Annotated in this window: 17 protein-coding genes; 1 reads left to right on the forward strand and 16 read right to left on the reverse strand. The window is 60.6% G+C overall.

Annotated features, from left to right (window positions below; all coding sequences use genetic code 11):
* Nucleotide 1: 1 nt before the first annotated feature.
* From CORGL_RS07640 to CORGL_RS07705, 15 genes are all read right to left on the reverse strand, one after another.
* Complete coding sequence (locus CORGL_RS07640) at nucleotides 2-1,720, reverse strand: ABC transporter ATP-binding protein (RefSeq protein ID WP_013709326.1); 1,719 nt, start codon at nucleotides 1,718-1,720, stop codon at nucleotides 2-4.
* 447 nt (nucleotides 1,721-2,167) lie between these two features.
* A complete protein-coding gene (locus CORGL_RS07645; protein ID WP_013709327.1) occupies nucleotides 2,168-2,923 on the reverse strand; it encodes a hypothetical protein in 756 nt (251 codons plus the stop codon).
* A 41-nt stretch (nucleotides 2,924-2,964) separates the two neighbouring features.
* The gene (gene pheT, locus CORGL_RS07650; RefSeq protein WP_013709328.1) at nucleotides 2,965-5,460 is read right to left on the reverse strand and encodes a phenylalanine--tRNA ligase subunit beta; all 2,496 of its coding nucleotides are present in this window, start codon (nucleotides 5,458-5,460) and stop codon (nucleotides 2,965-2,967) included.
* Nucleotides 5,461-5,496: 36 nt separating this feature from the next.
* Complete coding sequence (gene pheS / locus CORGL_RS07655; RefSeq protein ID WP_013709329.1) at nucleotides 5,497-6,573, reverse strand: phenylalanine--tRNA ligase subunit alpha; 1,077 nt, start codon at nucleotides 6,571-6,573, stop codon at nucleotides 5,497-5,499.
* Between the two features lie 402 nt (nucleotides 6,574-6,975).
* Nucleotides 6,976-7,131 carry a hypothetical protein gene (locus CORGL_RS09845; protein ID WP_156789825.1) on the reverse strand — a complete coding sequence of 52 codons (156 nt, stop codon included), beginning with the start codon at nucleotides 7,129-7,131 and terminating at the stop codon, nucleotides 6,976-6,978.
* 32 nt (nucleotides 7,132-7,163) lie between these two features.
* The gene (locus CORGL_RS07660; RefSeq protein WP_013709330.1) at nucleotides 7,164-8,510 is read right to left on the reverse strand and encodes a dicarboxylate/amino acid:cation symporter; all 1,347 of its coding nucleotides are present in this window, start codon (nucleotides 8,508-8,510) and stop codon (nucleotides 7,164-7,166) included.
* Nucleotides 8,511-8,614: 104 nt separating this feature from the next.
* Nucleotides 8,615-9,373 (reverse strand): DeoR/GlpR family DNA-binding transcription regulator, encoded by a 759-nt coding sequence (locus tag CORGL_RS07665; RefSeq protein ID WP_013709331.1) that lies wholly within the window; start codon nucleotides 9,371-9,373, stop codon nucleotides 8,615-8,617.
* Nucleotides 9,374-9,491: 118 nt separating this feature from the next.
* Entirely contained in the window at nucleotides 9,492-10,469 is a 978-nt protein-coding gene (gene ydjG, locus CORGL_RS07670; protein ID WP_013709332.1) for an NADH-dependent methylglyoxal reductase, read from the reverse strand.
* A 70-nt stretch (nucleotides 10,470-10,539) separates the two neighbouring features.
* On the reverse strand, nucleotides 10,540-11,487 hold the full coding sequence (locus tag CORGL_RS07675) for a carbohydrate kinase family protein (protein WP_013709333.1): 948 nt from the start codon (nucleotides 11,485-11,487) through the stop codon (nucleotides 10,540-10,542).
* Nucleotide 11,488: 1 nt separating this feature from the next.
* Nucleotides 11,489-12,325: a class II fructose-bisphosphate aldolase gene (locus CORGL_RS07680; RefSeq protein WP_013709334.1), complete on the reverse strand. Its 837-nt coding sequence runs from the start codon at nucleotides 12,323-12,325 to the stop codon at nucleotides 11,489-11,491.
* 2 nt (nucleotides 12,326-12,327) lie between these two features.
* Nucleotides 12,328-13,395 (reverse strand): NAD(P)-dependent alcohol dehydrogenase, encoded by a 1,068-nt coding sequence (locus CORGL_RS07685; RefSeq protein ID WP_013709335.1) that lies wholly within the window; start codon nucleotides 13,393-13,395, stop codon nucleotides 12,328-12,330.
* A 37-nt stretch (nucleotides 13,396-13,432) separates the two neighbouring features.
* Complete coding sequence (locus CORGL_RS07690; RefSeq protein ID WP_013709336.1) at nucleotides 13,433-14,836, reverse strand: MFS transporter; 1,404 nt, start codon at nucleotides 14,834-14,836, stop codon at nucleotides 13,433-13,435.
* A gap of 99 nt (nucleotides 14,837-14,935) precedes the next feature.
* Nucleotides 14,936-16,012 carry a zinc-binding dehydrogenase gene (locus CORGL_RS07695; protein WP_013709337.1) on the reverse strand — a complete coding sequence of 359 codons (1,077 nt, stop codon included), beginning with the start codon at nucleotides 16,010-16,012 and terminating at the stop codon, nucleotides 14,936-14,938.
* A gap of 379 nt (nucleotides 16,013-16,391) precedes the next feature.
* Entirely contained in the window at nucleotides 16,392-17,519 is a 1,128-nt protein-coding gene (locus tag CORGL_RS07700) for a D-alanine--D-alanine ligase family protein (RefSeq protein ID WP_013709338.1), read from the reverse strand.
* The gene (locus CORGL_RS07705) at nucleotides 17,516-18,925 is read right to left on the reverse strand and encodes an aminotransferase-like domain-containing protein (RefSeq protein ID WP_013709339.1); all 1,410 of its coding nucleotides are present in this window, start codon (nucleotides 18,923-18,925) and stop codon (nucleotides 17,516-17,518) included. The genes CORGL_RS07700 and CORGL_RS07705 overlap by 4 nt, the downstream gene beginning before the upstream one ends.
* 133 nt (nucleotides 18,926-19,058) lie before the next feature.
* Between CORGL_RS07705 and CORGL_RS07710 the strand changes: the two genes are divergently transcribed.
* Nucleotides 19,059-20,579 carry a carboxypeptidase M32 gene (locus CORGL_RS07710; protein WP_013709340.1) on the forward strand — a complete coding sequence of 507 codons (1,521 nt, stop codon included), beginning with the start codon at nucleotides 19,059-19,061 and terminating at the stop codon, nucleotides 20,577-20,579.
* Nucleotides 20,580-20,643: 64 nt separating this feature from the next.
* Here the strand turns inward: CORGL_RS07710 and CORGL_RS07715 are convergent, their stop codons facing one another.
* On the reverse strand, nucleotides 20,644-21,534 hold the full coding sequence (locus tag CORGL_RS07715) for a DMT family transporter (protein ID WP_245526898.1): 891 nt from the start codon (nucleotides 21,532-21,534) through the stop codon (nucleotides 20,644-20,646).
* Nucleotides 21,535-21,688: the final 154 nt, after the last annotated feature.

Here is a 21,688-nt window from a genome sequence, read left to right on the forward strand (position 1 = left end):
CCTACCTTGCGTTGTCTCGCGTCGGGTTATCGTTGGATGCGCGCAGACTCTGAAATGAGGCGAAGCCGCCTTGTTTCGCGATGAGCGCATCGTAGGAGCCGATCTCCTCGATCCGACCGTGCTTCATAAAGAGTACCGTATCGTATCGGCGCAGCAGCTCGGGTCTGAGATCGTGGGTGATGGTTATCAGGGTCAGATCGTCGATCTTCAGCAGGGCGGACTCGATGTCGCAGGCGGTGCGGGCGTCCACCGCGTTCGTGCCCTCGTCGAGGATGAGCAGCGGCTTTTCGTCGATGATCGCCCGGGCGACCGCGATGCGCTGACGCTGACCCCCTGACAGGCGCGCACCGAGCTCACCGACCTGTGTGGAAAGCCCCTGCCCGATTCGGGCGATAAACCTGTCGACACCGCTGATGGTCAAGGCGCGCGCCCACCGCTCCCGTGAGTAGGATCGTCCGAGGGAGATGTTGTACTCGAGGGTTTCGTCGAACAGGTACGCATCCTGCTGTACGGTCGAAACCATCTCCAGCACTCGATCGACGTCGAGCTTGTGCAGCTCGCAGCCATCGATTCGAATCGCACCCGCGTAATCGCTGCGCTCGGCGGCGAGCAGCCGAACCAGCGTGGTCTTCCCGCACCCGCTCTCGCCGACGAGCACGTAGCTTTCCCCCTTTTTCAGCGTCGCGCTCAAACCCGATAGCACCGGCCGTTCTGCCGCGTAGCCAAAGCTGACGCTATCGAAGATGATCTCCTGCTCGAACCGCGGGACGCGGTTCCCGCTGAAGCCAGATGGCGCCGGACGTCCCAGGACTCTCAACCGGGAGAGGACCGGCGCGCCGGCGCATATCATCGGCAGACTTTGCATGATGATGGCAACGGGCTGCACGAATGCACCGGATAGCTGCAAGATGGCCAGCAACGTGCCGGCGAGCATCTCTCCGCGCAGCACGAGAACACCTGTCACCAGCATCGTAGCGATTTGGAGAACCGCGCCCATGACGCCGGCGAGACCCTCGCTGAGCGCCAGCAGCCGATCAGCGGCGAACTTTTTGCTCGCCACCGCATCGCTTCGGGTCGCGAGCTCGCAGCTCGCCCGTTCGATGAGACGGCATGCGCGCAGAACGCCATAACCTGACAGACGATCCTTCACAATTGATGTGTAGCGTGCGCATTCCGTCGAATACGCCTCCTGCCGCTTTCCTATCAAGCCGCCCACACAGGAGGGCAGCAGGTACATCAAGACCAGGCCGCCCAGCATGATCGCGCCGATGAGCGCGCTGTAGAAGAACAGGGCCACGGCCGCCATCAGGAAGATGAGCGCATATTGAATCGACTTCAGCAGCGGCACGACGATGTTCTCTTCGACGATTTTCATATCGTTGGTGAGCGCGGACAGGTAGTCCGCCGTCCCAAGGCAACCGAAATGCTCGTTGTCACGGGACAGTATGCCCTGTTGAACAGTTGTTCTAAGATTTCTTATCGCTGTGATGACGACCTGCTTCTCGACGATCGCCGCGCAGATCGACACCGCAGCCATGATGACCAGATAACCCAACGCGACCCGCAGCATGACACCGAATCGCTCCGAATCCGCATCGATGACGGCGTTGAGGACGAGCTCCAGAATGGTTGCCGCAGCGACCGTGAGCGCCGCCACCGCGACCCCCATGAAGATATTGAGTGTGAAAAGCAGCTTGCACCGGCGGAAAAGCCCCAGCATGGTCACTCCTCGGTTTCGCAGGATCAGATATTAGATATTATTCTAATATAGATGTGTATTATATTCATCTAATATCTTCGAGTATCCCGTGAACGGCAAGCGCCGATGTCGCCCGATCGTCGACACGGCTGCCCTCGTCCGAAGACCGGTGTCACGCGCCGGGTGGATCACCGCAGAAGTCGCGCCTTGCGACGCCTGCGCGTGTGAAGCGCATGCTGGCACCTTGCGAATTTCGGCAACGTCCAGTTTAAGTTTCGATCCGCTGTCCTGTTGTAACTCGCTCCCATAAGGGCGCGCACCTGCTCATGCGACCCCACCTCCGATTTCAACGTCTCCGTTTGCATCGAGACGTCTGTCCGCGCGCAAGCGCGCGATCGCCGAGAGCTGACCTGTGAGGAGGGTCTGCGGAGCCTTCATCTCGAGCGACACGCGAGCGCAAGAGCGCTTTCAGCCGGTCCGCTCCAGCCGGCTGGCGAGGATCCGATCGGTCTCATCGAGGACCTTCTCGAGGGTCTCTTCGAAGAAGTCGTCATTGAGCAGCAGATAAGGTGGGTGCTCGGCGACGCCGCCGTTCGCGCGCACGACCTCGGCCATGACCGCGATCGTCGCCTCCACGCTCGCATGATCGATCGGATACTGCGGAAACGCCGCAGCCGCCGCGTACAGAGCCGGCGTCGCACGCGGCACCGCGCTGATCTGGAGCGTCTTGCCGAACCAGTCGAAATCGCCCTGCTTCTTGATGCGAAACTGCTCGCCGGGCACACCGCCATGGGAGAACAGAAAAGAGCGCACCTCGGTGTTCCACAGGTTGTCGGCGAGCAGATGGGTCCAGGCGCCGAGGCACAGATCGAGCTCGACGCGGGCTTCAGGCGGCGTTTCGCAGCGAACCGCTGCAGAGGTCTCAGGACAGACCTCGTCGAGTGCTCCAGCCCCTTCCTCCGCGCGGGCGCGGACGAGCTGTGACACAACGTATTCGTCCCAGAACTCCCGTTCGCGCGGGCGCGGGATCGGTTCGGAATCGGTCAGATGCGTCTCGTGGTAGGCGATCGGATGGGCGATGTCGGGCACCATATAGCCGACGAAGATGTCGGGCACCACGTTGCCGAAGAGGAACGCGTCGACGGCGCGCACGGCGCGGGCCACCGCTCCGCCGCGCGCGAGCAGCCGCTCCGTCTGGGCGATATGTATGTTCCAGCTCGGCAAGACAGCCTCCTCTGCTTTCAGCGGGCCCACTCAAGGTCGCGTTACGAGCGGACCTCGCCGCCGGTCGACGCCGTGACCTTCTTGACGAGGCGCTGATGCGCCTTGTCGACCTCCTGCGAGGTGAGCGTGTGGTCATCGGCCTGATAGGTCAGCGAGAACGCCATGGACTTTCGCCCGGCGCCGACGCGCGCCTCGTCGCGGTACACGTCGAACAGCCGGATGCCGCGCAGCAGCCTGCCGCCCGCCGACATGAGCCTCCGCTCAAGATCCTCGCAGCTCACGTTCTCATCGACCACGATGGCAAGGTCAACTTCGACCGCCGGATAGCTCGAATGGGCGCGAAAGGAGCCTGCGTCGCGCGCGCCGTCGACGAGCGCGTCGAGATTGAGCTCGAAGGCCACGACCGGCTGATCGATGTCGAGCGCCTCGAGCGCGACCGGGCTGATCTCGCCGACCCAGCCGAGCACCGCGCCGCCCGAGAGCACCTCTGCGGCCCGTCCCGACTGCAGATGAGCGGCGGTGTCGCCCTCCGGAACGCGGAAGCGAACCTTCTCGATCCGAAGCTGGGCGAGCAGCTCCTCGACGACGCCCTTGCCATCGAAGAAGCGCGCCGGCTTCGGATGGTCGAGCCAGCTGTCGTAACCTGACGCGCCGGTGAGGACGCCCGCGACCGAGGCGCGCTCGCGCGGCAGGCTCGCCGACTCCCGACCGAAGAACAGCGTACCCGTCTCATAGAGCGCGACATCGGCCGTGCCGTGGGCGAGGTTGTAGGCGACCTGGTGCAGCAGGCTCGGCAGAAGCGATCGGCGCATCTCGGTCTGGTCGTGAACGAGCGGATTCATGAGCACGACCGGAAGCCCGCGTCCCGCCGTGCTCATGCCGATCCGCGCGAGATCATCCGGAGCCGCGAAGGACAGCGAGCGGGTCTCGCTCAGGCCGCAGGCGCGCAGGATCGAGCCGACGCGTCGGCGCGTGCGCTGCTCGCGCGTGAGGCCGCCGATGTGATTTTCAGCGGCGGGGATCCTCGACGGCACGCGCTCGGTGCCCCACAGCCGCAAAACCTCCTCGATGAGATCGATCTCGCGGGTCAGATCCGGCCGAAACGTGGGGATCTTGAAGCGAAGCGGCCGGTCGGCTCCCTCGGCTGCGGGGCCGGCGGCCTCCGCGGCGATGCGGCCGACGTGCTCCGCGGCGTCTGCGCTCCCGATCAGCTCGCAGCCCAGCCGGATGAGAGCGTGCTCGGCGAAGGCCGCCTCGATCGGCGCGCCCACGATCTTTCGCAGCCGCGCGATCCGCAGCTCCACCTCGGACTGCACCTTGGGAGCCGGGTAGTGCTCGACAAAGCCGGGGGCGACGGTGCCGCCGGCGATCTGCTCGATGAGCGCGCAGGCGATGTTCGCCACGTCCAGGCAGCCCGCCTCGTCGACCTGGCGCTCGAAGCGAATCGACGCATCGGAGATGAGCGAGAGATCGCGGCTCGTGTGCGAGGTGCGCGCGGCGTCGAAGCAGGCGCTCTCCACGAGCACCGAGGTCGTGTCGCTCTCGATCTCCGAATCCATGCCGCCCATGACACCGGCCAGCGCCACCGGTCGCTCGCCGTCGGTGATCAGCACCATGCCCTCCGACAGCGTCCGGTCCTGGCCGTCGAGCGTGCGGAACACCTCGCGGGGGCGCGCGGCGCGCACGCTGATCTGCCGGTGACCGTCATGGGCGGCAAAGGCTTCGAGGTCGAAGGCGTGCAGCGGCTGGCCGGTGAGCATCATCACGTAGTTCGTGATGTCGACGACGTTGTTGATCGAGCGCACGCCGGCGGCGGCCAGCCGCTGGACCATCCACTCCGGTGAGGGCCCGACGCTGACGCCCCGGATGACGCGCGCCACATAGCGCGAGCACAACCCTTCCCCCTCGATATCGAGCGCGATCTCCTCGGCGGTCGGTCGGCCGGCCTCCCGGGAGATCGAGGGCGCATCGATGCGCAGCTCGCGGTCGAGCACCGCGCCGACCTCGCGGGCCATGCCGATCATGGACAGGCAGTCCGGTCGGTTCGGCGTGATCTCGCAGTCGAGCACCGTGTCGGAGGTGCCCCGATAGCGCGAGAAGGGCACGCCGACCGGAGCGTCGGGCGGAAGGATCATGATGCCGTCGTGATCCGCTCCGAGACCCAGCTCCGCCGCCGAGCAGTTCATGCCGCGCGACTCGACGCCGCGCAGCTTGCTCTTCTTGATCCGGATGCCGCCGGGCAGCTCGGCGCCGATGAGCGCCGTCACGATGTGATCGCCCTCGTTGAAGTTCTGGGCGCCGCAGACGATCTGGATCGGCTCGTCCGCGCCCACATCGATCATGGTGACCCACATGTGGTCGGAGTCCGGATGGGGCACCTTCGTGACCACTCTGGCGGTGACCACGTTTTCGAGGTTCTCTCCCACCGTCTCGACCGTCTCGACCTCCGTACCGGTTCGGTTGAGACGCTCAGCCAGCTCATAGGGGTCGGTCGGAAGATCGACCATCGTCTTCAGCCATGCATAGGATACGCGCATGTGCGATATCTCCTCTCGTGTCGCGAACGAACCGGATCAGAACTGCTCGAGAAAGCGCATGTCGCCCGTCACGAACGGACGCAGGCCCGGCACATCGAAGCGAAGCGCCGCCACGCGCTCCGCACCGATGCCGAAGGCGAAACCGGAGTACTCCTCCGGGTCAACGCCGCAGTTGATCAGCACGTTGGGGTCGACCATGCCGCAGCCGAATATCTCGATCCAGCCCGTGTGCTTGCAGAACGCGCAGCCCTCGCCCGCGCAGACGTTGCACGAGACATCCATCTCGGTGCTCGGCTCGGTGAACGGGAAGAAATGCGGCCGGTAGCGCACGCGTCGATCGGAGCCGAACATGGTGCGCGCGAAGTGGTCAAGCGTGCCCTTGAGGTCGGCGAACGAGATGCCGCGGTCAACGACCAGGCCCTCGATCTGAGTGAACTGGGGCAGGTGGCAGGCGTCGATCGTATCGGGACGAAAGACGGTGCCCGAAGATATCATGTAGATCGGCGGCCGCTGCGTCTCCATGGTGTGGATCTGCACGCCGGAGGTCTGCGTGCGCAGCAGGATGTCCGACTCTCCGTGCGCGTGGCGCTCGGCATGCTCGACCGTGCCCGGCGCTTGGTCTTGGATGTAGAACGTGTCGCGCGCCGATCGGCTGGGATGGTCCATCGGGGCGTTCAGCGCGGTGAAGTTGTAGTAGCTGGTCTCTACCTCGGTGCCGTGCTCGACCGTGTAGCCCAGAGCGCAGAACAGATCCTCGATCTCCTCGACGATCTGCGTGATGAGGTGCCGATGTCCGATGCGCGGACGGGCCCCGGGCAGCGTGATGTCGACCGCCTCGCGCTCCACGGTCGCAGCGAGCGCCTCGCGCTTCATCTGCGCGGCGCGTCGCTCGATCATGGCCTCGACCGCGGAGCGCACCTCGTTGGCGCGCTTGCCAACGGCCGGGCGCTCCGAGGCGTCTATGGTTCCCATCAGATGCATGATAGCGGTGATCTCGCCCTTGCGGCCGAGCAGCGCGACGCGCGCGGCGCTGAGCGCTTCGGCGTCGGAGGCATCCTCCACCATCTGCCTCGCTCGCTGCTCGAGCCCTTCCAGATCCTCGATCAAACCCATGCCCGTCCCCTTTCCGGTCCGCCCGCCGTATCGTCGGACCCTGTTCGCTCTCGCGCACCCGTTTCATGAAAAACCGCCCTCGGGCGCTCTCGCATACCCAAGGACGGCTGATATCCGCGGTACCACCTTGATTGACCGGCAGGCTGTCTGTCCTGCGGTCCCCTTTTGCCCTGTGTCGCCGGGATCCGCGGCTCCCCTACTGGAAACCCGGCTTTGAGGCACCGGGGGGTTCAGGTCGCTGCTCGGGAGTGAACGCGAGCATCTCCGTCGGTGGATGGGCTTCCAGCCTGGGACCCGTCCTCTCTTGACCGGACGCATATGAGACGCAGACCCTCTCCGTCATCGCGTTGTGCGCTATCGTAGCACAACCGGGACGAGGGCGCGACGCGCGCAGTTGATGTTTCAGGCTGTCTCGGTGGACGATATTCTTTTGATATGGGCATGCTCGACCATCAGAATCCGCGGCTCGCGCTTTGTCGCTTCTTCGGTGAGAAAGCCGAGCACTCGGGTGAACTCAAGCGGGCTTTCAATGATTGCACTTTGTTCTTGTTCTGCCATCGGAACAAAACGTCCAACGAATATGCACTATATCAACGGGACCGGCTGTTATAGGTCTCCTCATCCAGCTCGCCATCCTTGCTGCAGACGATGATGTCAACTGCGGCATCGCCGACGACATTCATGGGCATCACTGCCATGCTTGCCGGAAAATTGATAGCCAATACAAGCGAATAGGCCATGTAGCACAGATCGGTCGTGAACCCGAGCGCGTTCATGAGCACGAACACGAGTGTGACACCGGCCATTGGCACGGGTGGCGTGGCGATCGCCATGATTATGGACAATCCAGCCGCGAGCGCGATCTGATAGGGCTGAATATCGATACCCGCAGCCGTTGCTATGAACGTGACGGCGACGATCTGCATGACCGTGGTCCCATTCATGTGAATCGCCATACCACACGGCAGAATGAAACTAGAATACTCGCTGCTGCATCCCAACTCTTTTACGCAAGACGCCATGTTTTCAGGAAGAACTGCCGCTGAGGACTGAGTCGCCGCAGCGAGCAGGGCTGTCTTCACGGTCTTTCGAATGAAGGGAAGCGGGTTCAGATGAGTCGTCATGAAAATAGCGATCGGATAGACGCTCAGCAGCAGCACAGGACCGGAGAGAACCACGGTGATGACGAACGCACCTGCAGGTAACAGGTACTCGACGCCGTAGGTGGCGAAGGCCCGGGATATCATGAAGCATATCGCCCATGGCGATACCCGATCGATCAGAAAATCCAGATACGTGAGGACGATCCGATCGATGCTGCGGAGAAGATCCCTGAACGGTTTGGTCTGATCGGGCATGCGGTGCATGCACAGCCCCGTGACGACTGCGACGAAAATCACCGACAGAACCGCTCCGTTGTCAGAGAACACTGAAAATAGGTTGCTTGGAACGATTCCCATAAAGATGGCAAGTGGATTGTACTCGTCAACCTTCTGCAAGTCGCCAAGATCGTTCATCGGCAGCGAGATGTTGAAAAACCCGGCAGACTTCACAACATAGGCAATCAGCGAGGCGAGGACAACGCAGATCACATAGAAGATGAGAAAACTCAGTATCGCCTTGCCCGCAATTCTTCCGAGTCGTGCTCTATCCTCGATACCTTCCATCGCAAGAGTGAGGGATATGAAGACAAGGGGCATGATACCAAGCTGGAGCGCATGCATGAACAGCTGCCCGACGATATAGAAGATGCCGATTCCGTCCGCATCAGAGGCAGCCTCGATATTTGCGAACAGGATCCGGTATACCTCCCTCCAGATGGGTGATTCAGCACCGATGCGCATCTTGAGACCTAGAAATCCGATTCCCACGGCGAAACCAACTGCAAGCGCTATGACCATTCTCCCCATCAAAGATAGGCGATTCTTAGCTCGCATGGCATCTCCTCTCGCGTTGAATCCAAAGACGATTCGTGTGGGAACGCAAACCCAACAGTCCGTCGGACTCCGCTTCAGAGAGAAACGCGGATCGATGGACCGGGTCAATACAGCAATTTGACTCCACGGGCGCAACAAGCCTGTTTCCAGTCGTCTGACGGTTCGCAATCCGTGACCAGATAATCGATGCGATCCAGATCAGCCAAGGGAACAAAAGCGTTCTGATCGAACTTCGAGTGATCGGCAAGCAGTGCGATCTCTTTCGCCCGCTCAATCAGGACGCGCTTGGTTTCGGCCTCGCTTTCGCGTGAATCGCGCAATCCGCCATCGATGCTCAAGCTCTTGCAGCTGAGCAGCAGTATATCGACATGATATTGACTGATTGCGCGAATAGTCGTACGTCCGTACAGGGCTAATCCGCTCTTATCGAACTGACCTCCCGGTGAAACGATAGTGATCGCAGGATCGTTGAGCTCATGGAATACTGCTGCTGAGTATGTCAGCAAACTGACATCCTCACGGTTGCCGATCAGTCGAATCGTCTCCAACACCGTCGAACTCGCATCCGCTGCGATGGCATGCTTTCCCTGAAGTATAGGTAGGACATTCAGTGCGATCGCGCGCTTTTCAGCGAGATTGCGACGAGTTCTCCTATAAAAATGAACATCCTCTGCCCTATGCGCCTCGTTCAGCACTGCTCCACCATAGGTGCGCATGAGAAATCCCTCAGCCTCAAGCTTCTCGAGGTCGCGTCTGATCGTTTCCTCGGTCACCGACATGCTCCGGCTCAAGTCCGAGACACTAACCTGCCCGTCATTCGTCAGCAGAGCCCTGATGGTTTCGAGTCGTTCTCCTGCAGCCATGTATCGATCCCCTCACCTCTGATTCTTGATCACCCTGCAGGATACACGATGCTGCAAAATCAACCAAAAAGATCTGTGGACCGGACATCTCCTGCTCTCTTCGAATGAGCCCTACTTGTCAGCCGAGCGCTTCAGCGCGCTCTCGCATCCATGCAACATCCGATGGCTCGAGCATAATATCGGCGGCCAGCACGTTCTCACGCACCTGATCGGGTGATGTCGAGCCGGATAGGATCGAGATGAAATCTCCTTGAGCGAGAACCCATGCGAGTGCAAGTGTCGGCACAGAGCAGTCATACTTTTCGCACAGCGGCTTCCAAGCATCGAGCATGTCGAGGACCCGCTCCAAGTTGCCCGGCTGGAACCACCTCTTGTTCGCGCGAGCACCGACCGCATGGTACCCTCGCTCGATCGTTCCGCTGAGCAGACCCTGCTCGAGCGGCGAATAAGCTTGCAAAACGATACCGTTTTGCCGGCAGATATCGCACAGCTCGTCTTCCACTCCGCGATCGACGATGCTGTACTTGCCCTGCACGATATCGAGTTCGCCCGCCTCCAGGTATTGTCTGACATCAGCGGCCGTCACATTTGCCGCACCGATCGCGCGAATCTTTCCTTGTCTTTTGAGCTCTGTGAGCAACTCCATGGTCTCCGCGATGGGAGTAAAGTAGGGTTCGACCGCCTGCCAATGACTCATGTAGATATCGATGTAGTCGGTGCCCAGCCGCTCAAGGCTCTGATCGATCTCCTTCAAGATCGATTCGGCTGAGAGATTCTTGTAAAGCTGGCGATCGCCGACCTTGTTGAACAGCGCCCCCTTGCGATCCCATACGATGCCGAACTTCGTCTCCAAGATGACGTCCTCGCGTTTGAGATGCTCAAGCGCACGTCCAACCATGATTTCACTGTTGCCGAAGTTATAACCGGGCGCGGTGTCGATCAGATTGACTCCACAGCCGACGGCTGTGACGATCGTGTCGACGCACGTCTTGGTCTCAAGGTCTTGGTCCCAAGCGGGGCCGCCCCCGATTGCCCACGTGCCGAGGCCGATCTGCGAGATCCGACTCCCCGTATCGCCCAACTTGATGTTGTTCATCGTCGATTCCTCTCTGAGTGAAATGACCGATCTTTCCGTGCAAACAGGTGCCACAGGGGCCTTCTGCATGCTAGCGATATGCGCGTGCGCGTTCGCGCTCGACCTGAGCTCGGTTTTGAACACCCCCTGTGGCACCGATAGCGCGAACTGACAAGCTGCCCGCGGCATTTGCAAACTGAGCGCACCCCTCGAGCGATCTTCCGTCGAGAACCGCTGTCAGAAACCCCGCGACGAAGTTATCACCGGCACCGATTGTGTCGATCGCATGTACCCCATGTATCGCGTCGACCGTGAAGGAGCGCACGACGTTCTTTACAAAACAGCCCTTCGCACCGTTTTTGATCACAACGTTTTTCACACCGCAGGCGAGCAGCGCATCAGCGATATCATCGAGCTGCTCGCAGCCGGTGAGCCATGCTGCCTCGTCGCGATTCGGAAAGAAGAAATCCAGATAACCCAAAGCCTCCCGCACGTTCTCAAGCGTCTCGCCCAACCTGGGGTAGATCATGTCTGCAGCGATCGTAAGACCGCAGGCGCGCGCTCGCCGAAAGATCGTGACCAGCGCAGTACCGTCAACCAGTGGATTGTTAAAAATACTTGCAAACGACAGAAGACGCGCGCCGGCAAATGGTGCGCAATCCAAATCCGCGGTCGTCGTCCTCCAAAGGCTTCCATTGCGATTCGTGACGAACGTTCGCTCGCCGTCGGGCGTGACGAGTCCGACGTTGATCGAGGTATCGATATCTTTCTTTACCTTTACAAACGTGCGATCGATGCCCTCAGCGTCGCAGTGGGTGAGCACATGGCTGCCAGCTGCATCGTCGCCCACCATGGCGACGAGCGAGACGCTGTGGCCGAGTCGCCTGACGATGGTTGCCTCATTAATGGCGTCGCCGCCAATCACCATCGCGATCTGCTCGACGGGATTGGAATCCACCTCGAAGATCTCACGGGTCACCGGCTGCAGCGGAATATCCACGATAGCAGCACCCATGCACACGACATCGGTACGACCCATCTTATTCAGCCTTGCCTTCGTCGCCGAACAAAATGATCTTTGAAGCGGCTCGATCTCGCACCGCATCGCGCACGCAACGCTCAAGCGAGAGGAACGACTCATCGACATGAGCACGAACCGCCTCCATCGCGGCCAAGCACAGCTCGGTGTGAATGTTTATCTTGGCGATGCCCCCCTCGATGGCGCGACGAATGTCCTCATCGCCGATGCCGGATGCACCATGAAGCACGAGCGGAACGCGTACCGCCTCATGCACACGCGCGAGCACGTCGAAGTTGATCTTGGGCTCCGAGCTGTACTGACCATGCATGTTCCCGATCGCGACCGCCAGAGAATCACATCCCGAGCGCTCGACGAACTCGGCTGCCTGATCGGGGTCGGTGTAGGCGTAGCCCGCGAGCGCATCCTCATAGACCGCCTCGTCGCAAACATGGCCGAGCTCCGCCTCGACTGGCACTCCGCGGGGATGGAACCAATCGACGACCGTTTTGATCTGACGAATGTTTTGCTCGAACGTCTCGGCAGACGCGTCGCGCATCACAGAGTTCATGCCGTGCTTCCAAGCATTTTGAACAATCTCCATCGATCGGCCGTGATCCCAGTGCGTGATGACGGGAACGGTGGCAGTACGTGCCATCGACACCATCATCGCGCTGAAGTCCTCAAATGAAGTGTTGCCGACGAATCCGGTGCCGAACGAGATGATGACGGGCGCGCGATGCTGCTCTGCCGCATCCATGACACCCATGAGCATCTCTGCGTTCCAAACATTGAAATGAGGGATCGCGAAGTGGCCCTCGGTGGCCTTGTGCTCCCAGTAACGAATATCTGCCAGCATGATTACTCTCCTTTTTCGCTTGGTTCCCGGCTCCCGCCGACCTTGATGACTCCCTTGATAATATTTGCTTTATTTGAAACGGATTCCTCGAAAGCATGCTGCACGTCTTCAAAGTCGTACACGTTGCTCACCATGGATGCGACATCGAAACGACCCTGTGAGATCGCCTCGATGGTCATCGGATAGTTGTTCACATACCGAAACACAGTCTGAATCGTGACCTCACGGTTGATCTTCAAGAAGTCAATCGGGACGGGCTCAGGAATAGTGCCGACTATCATGATATTGCCCCCGCGATCAACGATGTCCGTTGCCTGCAGAGCGGTGACTTTGGCACCCGCGGTCTCGAACACGATATCTGCACCACCGGAGAGGATCTCACGGCAGCGCGCAACGGTATCTTCCTTCGTCGCGTTGACGGTCCAGGTCGCCCCGAGCTTCTTGGCCATCTCAAGGCGCTTCGGCATGACATCAACCACGACGATCTCTGTCGCGCCCAGACTCTTGCAGCCCTGAAGCACCATAAGCCCGATGCATCCGGATCCGAGTATGACGATCTTCTTTCCCAGGCGCGCGTTGCCGGCGAGCGCCGCATGCATGCCAACCGCCGCGGGCTCGACAAGCGCCCCCTCAATGAAACTCATGTTCTCAGGCAGATGGTAGACTAAGTTCGATGGATGCGTTATGAATCGCGCGAGTGCGCCGCGATAACGGGGCTGAGTCGCCAAAAAGTCAACATCGGGGCAGATGTTGTAGCGTCCTCCCAGACAGTAGCGACACGTTCCATCTGGCACGCCCGGCTCGGCGCACACGCGGTCACCGACACGGAAGTCAGTCACTTCATCGCCCACTGCAACGACGGTTCCAGCGTACTCATGCCCGAGACCAATTCGTTGATTCGGATCAGACGGCGGAATGTAGGGTCCGCTTTCGAATCCGTGAACATCTGATCCGCAGATGCCGACATATTCGACTTCTATGAGCACCTCGTTTTTCGCTGGCTTCGGTACCGGCGCATCAAAGATCTTCATGGTACCCGGCGTGACGAGTATCGCTTCAGAGTTCCTCATGGTTCCTCCTGAATATAGACGTGGCGTTCTGATACGGTTAGACTTCCTCAGTCCGAATGGCACCACGTCCTTTCCCCTCAACACTTCCGATCGTCTCCACCGAAACCCCGCGGGTCTCGATGCCGATGGTCGCGATGGCGATGGCAACGATTACCGACACCCCGCCGAGCAGAGCAAAGACTCCCATCACGCCCGTTGAATCGAGCAGAGCCGCAACAGCGTAGGGCGCGAGGATCCCACTCATGCGCCCCACGGCGTTTGCGAGCCCGTTGCCGCGCAGCTTTGCCGCGGTCGGCCAGATCTCGGGCACGTAGACGGCCGAGGCATAGCAGACATACATGTACACAAAGGTGATGAGGAAGAATCCGACGACGGTGATCGTGGTCATGTCACGCTGCATGGCGTAAATGATTCCGAGCACGGCAATGAGCATGAGCAGTCCGATTCCCATGGCTTTGCGCGGAACACGATCCATGACGAGCATGGCGATGAAGATGCCGAACGGTGCACCGAACATGCTCATCGTATTCAAGACAATCGAATCGCTGAGATTGATACCTTGCGTCAGAAAGATCGTGGGCAACCAGTTGATAAGCGTGTACTGTACGACATTCATGGCGATCAGGACAAATGATCCCAAGATCACACGCCTCAGTAGATTGCCTTCAAGCAGCGCCGAGAACGGCAGAGACTTGACCGCTGCGGTTTCAGAGGAACGCAGCTCGGGTTCCGGCAGCTTTGAGCCTGTCGCGGCTTCAACCCTGCTCTCGATCTCAGACATGATGGCGTCGGCTTCGTCAAAGCGTCCCTGCGACTCAAGCCATCGCGGCGACTCGGGAAATCTTGCCCAAGCCAGAATCGCTGCGACAAGTGAAAGTGCCGACGGGATGAGAAACTGTACGCGCCAGTTCATGTCCGCCGACAGAATCGGAGAGATGAGCACAGCGATCGACGAGCACAGAGGATACGACCAGTTGCCGATGAACGAGGCGCGACTCGACCATGTACCTCGATTGCGACCGGGCATGTATTCCGTGAATCCTGCAAACAGCGTCACCAGAAGCGCACCCAGACCGATACCCTGAATGAGCCGGCAGAAGATGAGCAATCCCATATTCGGAGCGATCACCGCCGCGAGCATCGAAGCGATGTGAACCGCTTGGCAGACCAAAAGCGCCCGCCTGCGTCCGATCCTGTCGCCAATCACCCCGCCGGCAAGCGCACCGACAAACATTCCCGCTGTTGTAAGCGATGTAAATACAGCGCTTGTCGCATTATCGGTCCAGCCGATCTCCTTGAGCTGCGCGAGCACAAGCCCTCCGATGGCGTTGCTCCAGCAGACGAGCAGGCTGAATGAGACCATCATGAAAATCGACAAATGCCATCTGCAGTCGGGAAGACGGTCCAGCCGCGCACCGCAGTTCGGAATCAACTTTTTCATGTTATCAACCCTTTTCACTTCCTTCAGCAGGTTTGAACAGCTGATATCAATGCAATCAACTCTGTCTGGCTGTACCCCGCAGATCACCGCAGACGGAAACTACTCGTCGTAGTCGTAGGTGAAAATGACCTTGATGGCCTCCTTGGCAGCCATGGCCGCAAAGCCCTCCTCCCATTGAGAGAGCCCCAACCGATGCGTGATCATAGGTTGCACGTGTATATCTCCGCTCGCGAGCAGGCGGATAGCATTGCGCCAACTTGTTGAGTCATATGCCATATGACCGATGATGCTTTTGTTCCAAGAGGTGATGTCATTAATTGAGAATTCAAGCGGCTTGAAACCCATACCAACACGAACTACCTCTCCATTGGGTCGCAACATATTGATCGCCTGCTCGAGCGCGATGTTCGCGCCCGAGCACTCCATGACGAGCCCGAGATTATCGCGTCCGCATATCTCAGTGCAGCGGCTGACAACATCTTCTGTCGACGCGTTCACGCAGTGCGTCGCTCCGATTTGCCTCGCAACAGGGAAGCGCACGGCAACATCGTCTGCGAGGCCGACCATAACGATATTGACCGCTCCCATGATCCGGGCCATCTGCACGCAAAACAGGCCCAGGGGACCGGTCCCGAACACGACCACGTCGCTGCCGGGAAGGAAACTCGACTGCTGCGCGAGCGCCTTGTAGGCGTTGCAGATCGGATCGAGGACCGCTGCTTCCTCGTACTTGACGCCTTCGGGGATCTCCCAGAGTGCATGCTTGTGTATCGCCAGAATCTCGCCGGGAACAAGACAGTATTTGGAGAAGCCGCCGCCCCAGGTGTTGTTATCAAGACCGAGATTGACCTTCTGCTCGCAGCACAGAAAATCACCGCTGTCACATGCTGGGCACACACCGCAGACGTGCGCAGAGTTGTCGGACACGACGCGCTGGCCGACATGCCAATCAGTGACGTTTTCACCGACTTTCACGATGTCGCCAGCGAACTCATGGCCGCGAACGGAATTGAACTCATCAGACCCGTTGTCCACTTTCCAATGCTTCATGTCTGCGCCGCAGATCGCCGCCGCCTTGATCTCGATGATGAGATCACTGTCCCCGCAGACCGGTTCAGGGACGTCGATCATTCGATAGCCACCAAATTCTTTACCGTAGCGCGCCAGTGCTTTCATGCGTGTCCTCCATTCCTGCTGGATGCAATCAGGCATTGGGTCGATCCCACTGCCTAATGTCTAATCTAAAGATAATTTCTTTGTTTTAAAGAAGAATTCTGTGTTTAGTTCAAATTGAACTGTGAACGGTACTCTATTGTGATTGTTCTGTGCTTTACCGTTAGCTAAACTTCTGCTTCACGAGCGGCAGCTAATTCGGTTGAAGCGTTTCTTCAACGACTGCCGATTTCATATTGAAGTGAGATGACGACCGAAACGAGGCACGAAAAGCATCCCGCACCGTTGCTCATCGATGTGCAGCCGAAGAAAAAGGCCCTGTCGGATCAATTCCGACAGGGCCTTGGCAACCGCCGAGACAACGCAATCCAATAGCCGCGCCTCAGGCTCCGCGCACAGCAGCCCGTCGCACAAGGCCATCGAAGATATCACCGAGATCGAAACCGCTCGCGGCCACCGCCATCGGCAGAAGCGAGTTCTCAGACATGCCCGGAGCCACCTTGACATCGATGACGTAGGCGACCCCATCGGAGAGCATCATGTCAACCCGCGCCAGATCGCGGCAGCCCAGTGCGCAAAACGCATCGAGCGCCGTCCGCGCGATAAGGGAATCAAGATCGTCGGCGGAGCGTCCATGGCCATTCGCCACCAACGACTCCTCGCGCACCGGTGCGAAGTAATCGACCGCGCTCGGATCGAGCCTGGCGGCTGTGGTGAAAAACGTCTCCTTGGGTGCGATCTCGACTGGAGTCAGACTTCTGGCCGCCCCGTCCTGGCCGCAGCAGATCGCAACCGACAGTTCGACGCCCTCCAGCCACTCTTGGATGATGACCTTGTCGTCGAAGGACAGCGCGCCCATGATGGCCTCGCCCAGCGCCTCTTGGCATCCCACGCGCGAAACGCCCATCGCCGAACCGCCGCATGCCGGTTTGACAGCTACCGGATATCCCAGGCGGTCGCACACGAGATCAAGCGCGGCTGCGGCCCCCATCGAGCGAAAAGCGACCTCTGTCAGGCAAAACGTCTTCGGGGTCGGAATGAGCGGATTGTTCGGGAGCATATCTCGGGCGCAGTCGCTGCCGACTCGGCTGAAGACGGCGTCGAGCTGATCTGCGGGATGCTCGGATGAGCAGCCTCGCTCATGCGCGGATCGCGACGCGCTCGCATCCTCGAGCCTATCTGGGTGCGCGAGCAGATAGCTGTTGAATGCTCGAGGCAGATCAACCTTGTTCCAGCTTGCGCGGCAAGATTCTGATGTTGATCCCACATAGGGAATCCGCAGGAATTCCAGAAGCCCCTGGATCGCGCCGTCCTCGCCGCCCAACCCGTGGACGGCGATGAGGGCGACATCGGGTCTGCCGGAGCGCAGGGCGCAGGTGAGCTCGGATGTGGCGTCGAGAGGCAGGACGATATGATCCTTCGCCTCCAGCTCACGGGCGATGCGATGCCCGCTTTTGAGAGAAAACTCGCGTTCGAGCGACGTGCCGCCCATGATAACTGCGACCTTCATGATTCCTCCTTGATCGTGCGGGCTGAACCAGCCGCGCCGGTCGTCGCCGCCGATCGCGGATGCGCGCGGTCGGGTGTTTCTCTGGCCACCGACGCCGAAGCGCTCGCCGGCGACTCTGAGTCGAGGGTGTTTTTTCCCGGAGCTGGCTGAGGACTCTCCGGCAGCGCACCGACCGCGAGAAAGGCGCGATAGAGATCCATGCGGTCCGAGATGGCCTCTGCGAGCCGTCGAATGCCCTCGCGCAGCACCTCGGGCTCCTCGTAGCAAAATGCGATGCGCAGACTGTTTCTCCCCTCTCCGTTGTAGAAGCACCCGGCACCGGGAACGAACGCCACGCCCGCCTTGAGGGCGCAGGAGAGCAGCTGATCGGAATCGAAGTAGCGAGGCAGCGTGACCCAAATGAAAAAACCCCCAGCCGGGTGCGTCCACGTGACCTCCGGCGGGAAAAGCTCTGCGAGCGCGGAAAGCATCGCATCGCGACGCCTGCGATACAGAGCTATGACGCGACGCTGGGTGGCGTGCCAATCCACATCGGTGAAATAGCGCTCGACCATAACCTCGTTCATGGGCGAGGTGCACAGGCATGCACCCTGCTTTGCAAGGTTTACCTTCTCGATGACGGCATGCGGGGCGACGACCCATGCGAGCCTCAGGCCCGGTGCGAAGATCTTTGAGACGGTCCCCAGATAGATGACGGAGGAATCCATGCTCTTGATAGCAGGCACCGGGTCCCCCTCGTAGCGCAGCCGGCCGTAGGGATCATCCTCGATGATCGGAATCTCGTACGCGCGGCTGAGCTCGATGAGTCTGGTGCGCCGATCGAGGGACATGGTCACACCGCTCGGATTCTGAAAACTCGGAATCGTGTATATGAACTTCGCCCCGTGTGGACCCAGCTCGCGCAGGCGCTCCTCAAGCAGATCGACGCGCATGCCGTTCTCGTCGAGCTCGATGTGGATAACGCGAGGCTCGTAGGCGGAGAACGCCTGGAGCGCACCGAGATAGGTCGGTCCCTCGGTGATGATCACATCGCCGGGATCGATGAAGATCTTGGCCAGAAGATCGAGGGCGGACTGAGAGCCCCCCGTCAGGATCACGTCATCGGGCGTGGCGGCGATGTCGAGCTCTGCGAGCGTGTCGCATACGACGCGACGACACTCCAGACGACCGAGCGAACCGGCGTACTGAAGAGCGCGAACCCCCTCTTTTCTGATGCAGTCCGCAGCGCACTCGGCAACCTGCTCCAGAGGAAGCACGGATATGTCGGGCATACCGCCCGACAGACCGATCACATCCGGACGCGATACGGCGGCGAACAGGTCGCGCACCGCCGAATGGCGAAGCGAGGCGAGGCGTCTCGCGTAATGTCCTTCCCACGCATCGAATTGAACCGTTGCGGATGGCACGGTTTGACCTCCCTTGACGGAGCCGTCGCGATCGTCTGACAGATTTTCGCGTCCGACTTCCCCTGCTCTGCCTTAACTGGTTACACTTTAGCTGTTCGAGATGAACCCGCCGTGAAAGGGATGCGTGAATCACATGAGCGACAGACGGACAGCCGATATCGTGGAAGCCTTTGATCGGACCCAGCGCGAGCTGTGGATGAGATCCTATCTCACCCGCATCGCGTCGTTCGACGGGGCGACGGTCGCCCCCGCACAGGGTGCAGCCGCGCGAGGCGAGGCTCTCGCCGCGCTCGCCGGCCAGCGCCATGCCATCATGACCGGGCCGGATGCCGTCGAACTCGTGGAAGCGCTCCAGCGAGCCGAGGCCGCAGGGCTTCTCGGCGAGCAGACCACCGAGGAGCTGCGCGTGTTCTCCCGTGACCAGAAGGAGGCCGCAGCCATCCCGGCAGATGAAGCCATCGCGTGGGCCAGGCTCACCTGCGAGGCGGAGGCGGTATGGCATCGCGCGAAGGCAGCCGACGACTGGGAGTCGTTCGCCCCCTATGTGGACGACATAGTCGAGACGCTGAAGCGCCACGCCGGGTATCTCGATGCGGTGCGCGATCCCTACGACGTCTGGCTCGATCAGTACGAGCGCGGTCTGGACAGCGCGTCGTTCGACGCGTTCTGCGAGGCCGTGCGCTCCACGGTCGTACCGCTCGTCGGTGAGATCAACGAGCGCGGCGAGCAGCCGCACGCGCCCTGGCTCAGCGCCGCGGTTCCCACCTCGGTTCAGCTCCGGCTGTCCTACGATCTCATGGCGCTTCTGGGGCTCGACCCCGAGGGCACGGCGCTCGCCCAGACCGAGCACCCCTTCTCGGATGGCTTCGCCCCAGGTGATGTGCGCATCGCAACCCATATCCACGAGCATGACGTCATGAGCAACGTGTTCTCGATGATTCATGAGAGCGGACACGCTCTCTACGAGCAGAACGTGAATCCCGCCTTCTCCTACAGCTGCCTTGGAGGCGGAACATCGATGGGCATCCATGAGAGCCAGTCGCGCTTCTTCGAGAACACCGTCGGCCGCAGCCGTGCGTTCATGGGGCCGCTGCTCGAGCTGCTGCGCAAACATGTGCCGGATGCATATGGCTCCGTCTCCGAGGAGGAGCTATATCGCGCCGTCAACATCGCGACTCCCTCGCTCATACGAACCGAGGCCGACGAGCTCACCTATCCGCTTCATATCATGATCCGCTACGAGATCGAGCGACTGCTGTTCGCCGGCGAGGCGAGCGCGCGAGACATACCCGGACTGTGGGCGCAGCTCACGAAACGCTACCTCGGACTCGCAGTGCCCGACGACGTGCACGGTTGTCTGCAGGATGTGCACTGGTCGGGCGGCAGCTTCGGATATTTCCCCACCTATGCGCTCGGAAGCGCCTACGACGCCCAGTTCACTTTTGCCATGAGAGCATCGGGGGTCGATCTGGGAGCTGCCTGCGCCACAGGCGATCTCGCACCGGTGCGCGATTGGCTGCGCGAGCGCATCTGGAGTCGTGGCCGCTCCGCTGACGCACCCGAGCTCATCCGAGAAGCCTGCGGGGCCGATTTCGATGCGTCCTATTACTGCGGATATCTCTCGGAGAAGTTTCGCGCGCTCTACGGCCTGTGATGACATCGCCTCGCGCTCCGCGCCCCGCGTGAATTTGATGCGCGAGAGGGGTATCGGGGGGGGTCTACACGGTCAAAAACACCATCGCGATGATGAGGACGAACCCTGCGATATCGGTGGGAGCGAACACCGTGCCGAGCACGATAGCGGAGGTCACGGTCGCCGAAACGGGCTCGACGGTGCCCAGCAGACTCGCGCGCACCGACCCGAGGTCGGTCACACCCTGCATGTAGAGGAAGTACGCCAAAAACGAACCGACGACCACGAGAACTGCAAGGGCCTGCCAGCCGAGAGGGTCGAGGACCGGGGGATCGCGCCAGGGCTGAACGAACGCACTCGTGACCACACCCGAGCACAGCATGCCCGAGCCGGTGACGATCGATGAGCCGTACTTCGGCAGGATCCTCACCGGGATGATCGCCATCGACGCCGCGCTCAGCGCCGTGACGAGACCCAAGACAAGTCCCTCAGGAGGAATTGACATGCTATCCAAGCTGCCGCCCGTAGCGATGAGGAACGTCCCCCCGAACGCCAGCGCGAGGCCGGCGATCTCTCGGCGCTTCGGTCGACGATGAGCTGCCACGCAAGCGAACGCCATGATGAACACGAGCGACAGGCACTGCAGCACCGTCGCGGTGCCCGGATTGGTGATGCGCACGGTCCACAGATAGAAGAACTGGTTGAGCAGGAGGCCGCACAGCGTGAACGCGTACAGCACGCGGCGATCGCGCTTGGTCGTCCACAGCTCGATGAGCCGCCTGCGATCACGCACCAAGATGACCACGAGAAACAGCAGACCGGCGAGCACCTGGCGCACGCAGGTGAGCCAGGCGGTATCCACCTTGTAGAACGCGAACAAAAAGCTCGCGCTCGTTCCGGACAGCCCCCAGAACGATCCGCCTGCGAGCGTGGCGAGGACGCCGCGCACGAGTCGACGATCTCCCATCGCTCTCATTCGAATCCGTCTATCTGTCTCCACGCTGGCGGATGCCTCTCCGGTCAGGGCGTCGCAGGGCTGAGCGAGATCGCACATCAAGCGGGCTCGGCGCAGTCCATTCTTGCATGCAACCATAGCGCAACATGCGCTCGCACGGGAGCGAAAATCGCTT

Origin of the sequence: Coriobacterium glomerans PW2 (assembly GCF_000195315.1) — a bacterium.
GTDB classification, from domain to species: Bacteria; Actinomycetota; Coriobacteriia; order Coriobacteriales; family Coriobacteriaceae; genus Coriobacterium; species Coriobacterium glomerans.